Here is a 5,599-nt window from a genome sequence, read left to right as displayed (position 1 = left end):
GTATCTGCAATGACTTCGGGGCTGAGGGTGATGACATCCAGCGCCAGCAGGCATTTGGCCCAGTCGATTGTTTCGGCAACGCCGGGTTTTTTGAACAGGTCTTCGGTGCGCAGTTGCTGGACGAAGGCGACGACTTCGCGGCTGAGGGAGTCGGAGGCTTCGGGGGCACGCGCCTTGAGAATTTCCATCTCGCGGTCGAAATTCGGGTAGTCTACCCAGTGATACAGACAGCGGCGCTTGAGCGCATCATGGACTTCGCGTGTGCGGTTGGAGGTGAGGATCACAATGGGGGGTTCGGGCGCTTTGATCGTGCCAAGTTCGGGGATCGTTACCTGAAAATCGCTGAGCGCTTCGAGCAGGAAGGCCTCGAACGGGGCGTCGGTGCGGTCGAGTTCATCGATGAGCAGGATCGGCGCACCACGTTCATCCGGTCGCATGGCCTCGAGCAGCGGACGTTCAATGAGGAAATCATCGCTGAACAATTCGGTGGTGAGCGCTTTGCGGGAGGTATCGCCCGCCGCCTCGGCCGTGCGGATGGCGACCATCTGTGCGGGGAAGTTCCATTCATAGACCGCAGAGGACGCGTCAAGCCCCTCGTAACATTGCAGGCGGATCAGCTTGCGGTTCAGCCCGGCGGCCAGTGCCTTGGCGATTTCGGTCTTGCCGACCCCTGCTTCGCCCTCGAGGAAAAGCGGGCGGCCCAAGGTCAGGCTGAGAAACACCACGGTGCCCAATGCGCGCCCGCAGATGTAGCCCTCGCCTTCCAGCATGGCTTGCACGGCATCGATGGATGATAGGTCATTCATGGCGTTCCCCCCCTTGCGCGCCTTTTGCGCGCCTCTTGTTGACATGCAAAGGTGCATCCTGATCCCGCGCGGTCAAGGGCATTGGCCTTTTGACGGGCAGATTGTCCTGAAGCATGGGCAGCGATCCACCTATGGTCAGGGGTTTATCCAAGACTGTGCTTTAAATGCGCATGCAATTTCCGTATTTTCGCCGCAATACACGATTAGCACGGCCCAAAGGCGCGTTGAAATCGTGCGGAAAAACCATTGAGGACATGACGATGATCGATGCACCCTTTACGATCGAGACATCTTTGGTGGGTCTGCCCAAGGATGAATGGCTGCTTGCCATCGCGGAAGTTGCCGAAAAGGATGGTTTCTGCCAAAATCTTGGCGACAAGCATCACGCAATTTTCGTGGAACGCAGCCCGACCCTGCTGGTGACCTTCGAGACCGTCAGCGGCATGCGTGCATTGTCGAGCCTTTCGCAGCCTTTGGGGTGGGATCTGGTGCGCAACTATGGCTGGTCCAACCTGTGCATCGCGTCCGAAGGCGATACCTGGTTTCGCGACCCTTCGGTTTACGCGTGCTTTGACCGGCTGGTTGACGACGGATTCTTTGATGAATTCGATAAGGTCGTTTTTTACGGTGCGGGGCCTGCCGGCTATGCCGCAGCGGCCTATTCGGTTGCCGCCCCCGGCGCGTGGGTTGTCGCGATACAGCCCCAGGCAACCCTGGACCCCAGGATCACCGAATGGGATGACCGCTTCAAGGAAATGCGCCGCACCGATTTTTCATCACGCTATGGATATGCGCCCGATATGCTGGACGCTGCCGAGGCGGCTTTTGTTCTGTACGACCCGAAAGTCGCGCTGGATGCCATGCACGCCAGCCTTTTTACACGGCCCAACGTCACCAAGCTGCGGATGCGCCACATGGGCGTGGCGCTGCAATCGGAACTGCTGCAGCTGGACCAGTTGGAAACCTTGCTGAGCCTTGCCGTCGATGGAACCCTGGACACCCTGACCTTTGCTGATCTTTACCGCTCGCGCCGCGACCATCGCAATTACCTCAAGGCACTGCTGGTCGCCCTGGAAGCGGATGACCGCACCCAGCTGATCCTGCATCTGTGCCGCTATGTGAATGCGCGGATGCCCGCGCCACGTTTCGTGCGCAAACAAAAGCTGATCGAGGCGGAAATGCAGATGAACGAGCCCGTGCGGAACAGCCGAGGATGCGAACGCCGAAGAGCCCTCGCCAGACGGAGAGCTAAAGAAAGCAGCCCCCTAGCGCCGATCCCGACCCTGTGCTAGCACAACCGGCATGACACAGACCCTCACGCTTCGACGTCCCGATGACTGGCACCTGCACCTGCGCGATGGCGACATGCTGCGCGCTGTTCTGCCATATACCTCAGCGCATTTTGCCCGTGCAATCATCATGCCCAACCTGGTGCCCCCGGTGGTGCGCGGCGCGGATGCAGCCGCCTATCGCGACCGGATTCTGGCGGCTTTGCCAGAGGGTGCGGATTTCACCCCGCTGATGACCCTGTATCTGACCGAGGATACAGACCCCGATGACGTTGCCGCAGCCCATGCCAGCGGTCTGGTCAAGGCCGTAAAGCTTTATCCCGCCGGAGCCACCACCAATTCCGCAAGTGGCGTGTCCGATTTCGACAAGGTCGCTCCTGTTTTGGAACGCATGGCCGAGATCGGATTGCCGCTGTGCACCCATGGCGAAGTCACCGACCCGCAGGTCGATATCTTTGATCGCGAGGCAGTGTTTATCGAGCGCGTGATGGACCCGATCCGCACCCGGCACCAAGGCCTGAAAGTGGTGATGGAACATATCACGACCGCCGATGCCGCCGATTACGTCCGCTCTGCCGCACAGAATCTGGCGGCCACGATCACCACGCACCATCTGGTCATCAACCGGAACCACATTCTGGCCGGGGGAATCAAACCGCACTATTATTGTCTGCCCGTCGCAAAGCGCGAGACCCACCGTCTGGCCCTGCGCCAAGCGGCAACCTCCGGTGACGCGCGGTTCTTTCTGGGAACAGATTCGGCCCCGCACACGGATGCCAACAAACTGCTGCCCTGTGGGTGCGCGGGCTGCTTTTCCGCGCCCAATACCATGTCGATCTTGGCGGAAGTGTTCGAACAGGATAGCGCGCTTGACCATCTTGAAGCGTTTTGCGCGCTGAATGGGCCTACGTTTTATGGCTTGCCCGTAAACGAGGCGACCCTGACGCTGACCCGCACACCGGCCAGCTACCCTGCGCAGATCGACACGCCGGAAGGCCCGGTGACCGTGTTTGACCCAATGATGCCGCTAAACTGGAGCGTTAGCGCAGATTGAGGGGCCTGTGGCATAGACTTTATGCCTTCGGCGAGGATATTTGAAAGCCAGAGAAGCCATGGGCTTGGACAAAAAGGACGATACCGCATGATCCCCACCAGCTATCCCGACTCGACAGAAATGGCGCGCCTGACTGCGCGCATGCTGCTGGAGATCAAGGCCGTGCATTTCAACGCGACCGAGCCGTTTACGCTGGCGTCGGGCCTGCCAAGCCCCACCTATATCGACTGCCGAAAGCTGATCAGCTATCCGCGCATCCGTGCCACCTTGATGGATTTCCTGACCGTCACCGTGATGCGTGACGCAGGGTTCGAGGCGTTCGACAACATCGCCGGTGGCGAGACTGCGGGCATCCCCTTTGCCGCAATGGTGGCGGAACGCATGGCGTTGCCGATGACCTATGTGCGCAAGAAACCCAAAGGTTATGGCCGTAATGCACGCATAGAAGGTGAGATGACCGAGGGTCAGCGGGTGCTGCTGGTCGAGGATCTGACCACTGATGGCGGTTCAAAGATCAGCTTTGTCGACGCGATTCGGGAAACCGGCGCGACCTGCGCGCATACAGCGGTGATTTTCTACTACGGGATTTTTCCGGAAACCGAAAAGACATTGGGTGACCATGGGGTTAGCCTGCACAGCCTGTGTACCTGGTGGGATGTTCTGGCCGAAGCCAAGGCGCAAGGGGCGTTTGATGCGGCAACGCTGACAGAGGTTGAGGCGTTTTTGAACGCGCCGAAAGAATGGCAGGATGCTCGGAAAACCACCTAAGCCACCCACAGTATCTGGTGATTAGTGGTGCAATTGCACGCGACATGCAGTACGCTAGCGGTGATTTCAGGTTATCCACAACTTATATGATTTGCACGGTGCCTGACACCTCGGCTATGTGGAAGGCCGGGGCAAAAAAAAAGTGGGGCATGGGTAGATGAACGAGATTTCCAGCATCAACGGCAATCAGCTGACGGTTCAGGCAGCAGAGAGCATGCCCCATTCCATCGAAGCCGAACAGCAGCTGTTGGGCGCGATCCTGACCAACAATGACATCTACGACCGCGTGGCGTCGATCATCGGGCCAAAGCATTTTTACGACCCCGTTCATGCCCGGATTTTCGAGATTGCCAGCGCCCGGATCGCCAAGAACAACCTTGCCTCGCCCGTGACGCTCAAGGCGTTCATGGAGGATGACGAAGGCCTCAAGGAGCTGGGCGGGCCGGCTTATCTGGTGCGCCTTGCCGGGGCAGCCATCAGTGCGTTTGCCGTGCGCGACTATGCGCAGATGATCTATGATCTGGCCGTGCGCCGGGATCTGATCCAGCTGGGCCGCGATATTTCCGCCAAGGCCGCGCAGGTGGATGTGGCGTCGGAGCCGCGCGAACAGATCGTCGAGGCCGAGCAGCAGCTTTACAAGCTGGCCGAACAGGGCCAGGCGGAAAGCGGATTTCAAAGCTTTCTCAAGGCGGTAACCGACGCTGTGAATGTTGCCAACGCCGCGTATCAGCGCGATGGCGGGCTGTCTGGTGTATCTACCGGCTTGATTGACATGGATAAAAAGCTGGGCGGCTTGCACCCGTCCGACCTTTTGATCCTTGCCGGCCGTCCGTCCATGGGGAAAACCTCGCTTGCGACGAACATCGCTTATAACGTTGCCAAAGCGTACCGCCGTGGCACGTTGCATGACGGCACCGAGGGTGCGGTGGATGGCGGCGTCGTTGGGTTTTACAGCCTCGAGATGAGCGCGGAACAATTGGCGTCGCGGATCTTGTCGGAAGCCGCCGAAATCCCGTCGCAGCAAATTCGGTCGGGTGACATGACCGAGACCGAATTCCGCCGTTTCGTGGATGCAGCCAAGGCACTGGAGGCCTGCCCGCTATATATCGATGACACGCCCGCCCTGCCGATCAGCCAGCTGTCTGCCCGCGCACGGCGTCTGAAACGGACCCACGGGCTGGACCTATTGATCATCGACTATCTTCAGCTGGTGCGTGGTACAGGCAAAAATGAAAACCGGGTGAACGAAATTTCGGAAATCACCATGGGTCTCAAGGCCATCGCCAAAGAGCTTCATATTCCGGTCATCGCCCTGTCCCAGCTGTCGCGTCAGGTGGAAAACCGCGAAGACAAGCGCCCGCAGCTGTCGGACTTGCGCGAATCCGGGTCGATCGAACAGGACGCCGACGTCGTGATGTTCGTGTTCCGCGAAGAATATTACAAAGAGCGTGAAAAGCCCGGCGATCACGAACTGGACAAGATGGCAATCTGGCAAGAAGAGATGGAGCGCTTGCATGGCCGCGCCGAAGTCGTGATCGGCAAGCAGCGGCACGGGCCGATCGGCACCGTCGACCTTAGTTTTGAGGGGCGCTTTACCCGCTTCGGCAACCTTGTGAAGCCATGGCAAAGCAACGACAACGACCAGGAGTTTTAAGCCCGGGCCGATCCATGTCTTAGGGTCA

At 59.1% G+C, this 5,599-nt stretch carries 5 protein-coding genes; 4 read left to right on the top strand and 1 reads right to left on the bottom strand.

The genetic code is table 11. From position 1 onward, the window contains the following. Positions 1-806, bottom strand: an 806-nt coding sequence (locus RGAI101_RS01300) for an AAA family ATPase (RefSeq protein ID WP_037228865.1), incomplete at its 3' end; no start/stop codon positions are given. A 260-nt stretch (positions 807-1,066) separates the two neighbouring features. Between RGAI101_RS01300 and RGAI101_RS01290 the strand changes: the two genes are divergently transcribed. The 4 genes from RGAI101_RS01290 to RGAI101_RS01275 all read left to right on the top strand — a co-directional run bounded on the left by RGAI101_RS01290 (position 1,067) and on the right by RGAI101_RS01275 (position 5,571). Continuing rightward, positions 1,067-2,098 (top strand): phosphoadenosine phosphosulfate reductase, encoded by a 1,032-nt coding sequence (locus tag RGAI101_RS01290; protein ID WP_198133664.1) that lies wholly within the window; start codon positions 1,067-1,069, stop codon positions 2,096-2,098. Between the two features lie 10 nt (positions 2,099-2,108). Further along, positions 2,109-3,149 carry a dihydroorotase gene (pyrC, locus tag RGAI101_RS01285; RefSeq protein WP_008225759.1) on the top strand — a complete coding sequence of 347 codons (1,041 nt, stop codon included), beginning with the start codon at positions 2,109-2,111 and terminating at the stop codon, positions 3,147-3,149. An 87-nt stretch (positions 3,150-3,236) separates the two neighbouring features. Continuing rightward, on the top strand, positions 3,237-3,917 hold the full coding sequence (locus RGAI101_RS01280; protein WP_008226949.1) for an orotate phosphoribosyltransferase: 681 nt from the start codon (positions 3,237-3,239) through the stop codon (positions 3,915-3,917). Positions 3,918-4,074: 157 nt separating this feature from the next. Further along, positions 4,075-5,571, top strand: coding sequence for a replicative DNA helicase (locus tag RGAI101_RS01275; RefSeq protein WP_008227713.1), 1,497 nt, complete (start codon positions 4,075-4,077; stop codon positions 5,569-5,571). Positions 5,572-5,599: the final 28 nt, after the last annotated feature.

Origin of the sequence: Roseobacter sp. GAI101, from assembly GCF_000156335.1 — a bacterium.
In the GTDB taxonomy this organism is placed as follows: domain Bacteria; phylum Pseudomonadota; class Alphaproteobacteria; order Rhodobacterales; family Rhodobacteraceae; genus Sulfitobacter.
This window is presented reverse-complemented; position numbering and strand designations above follow the sequence as displayed.

Excerpts from the sequence above, each read along its gene's own strand:
- RGAI101_RS01290 (WP_198133664.1), top strand. The coding sequence starts at position 1,067 with ATGATCGATGCACCCTTTACGATCGAGACATCTTTGGTGGGTCTGCCC.
- pyrC (WP_008225759.1), top strand. The coding sequence starts at position 2,109 with ATGACACAGACCCTCACGCTTCGACGTCCCGATGACTGGCACCTGCAC.
- RGAI101_RS01280 (WP_008226949.1), top strand. The coding sequence starts at position 3,237 with ATGATCCCCACCAGCTATCCCGACTCGACAGAAATGGCGCGCCTGACT.
- RGAI101_RS01275 (WP_008227713.1), top strand. The coding sequence starts at position 4,075 with ATGAACGAGATTTCCAGCATCAACGGCAATCAGCTGACGGTTCAGGCA.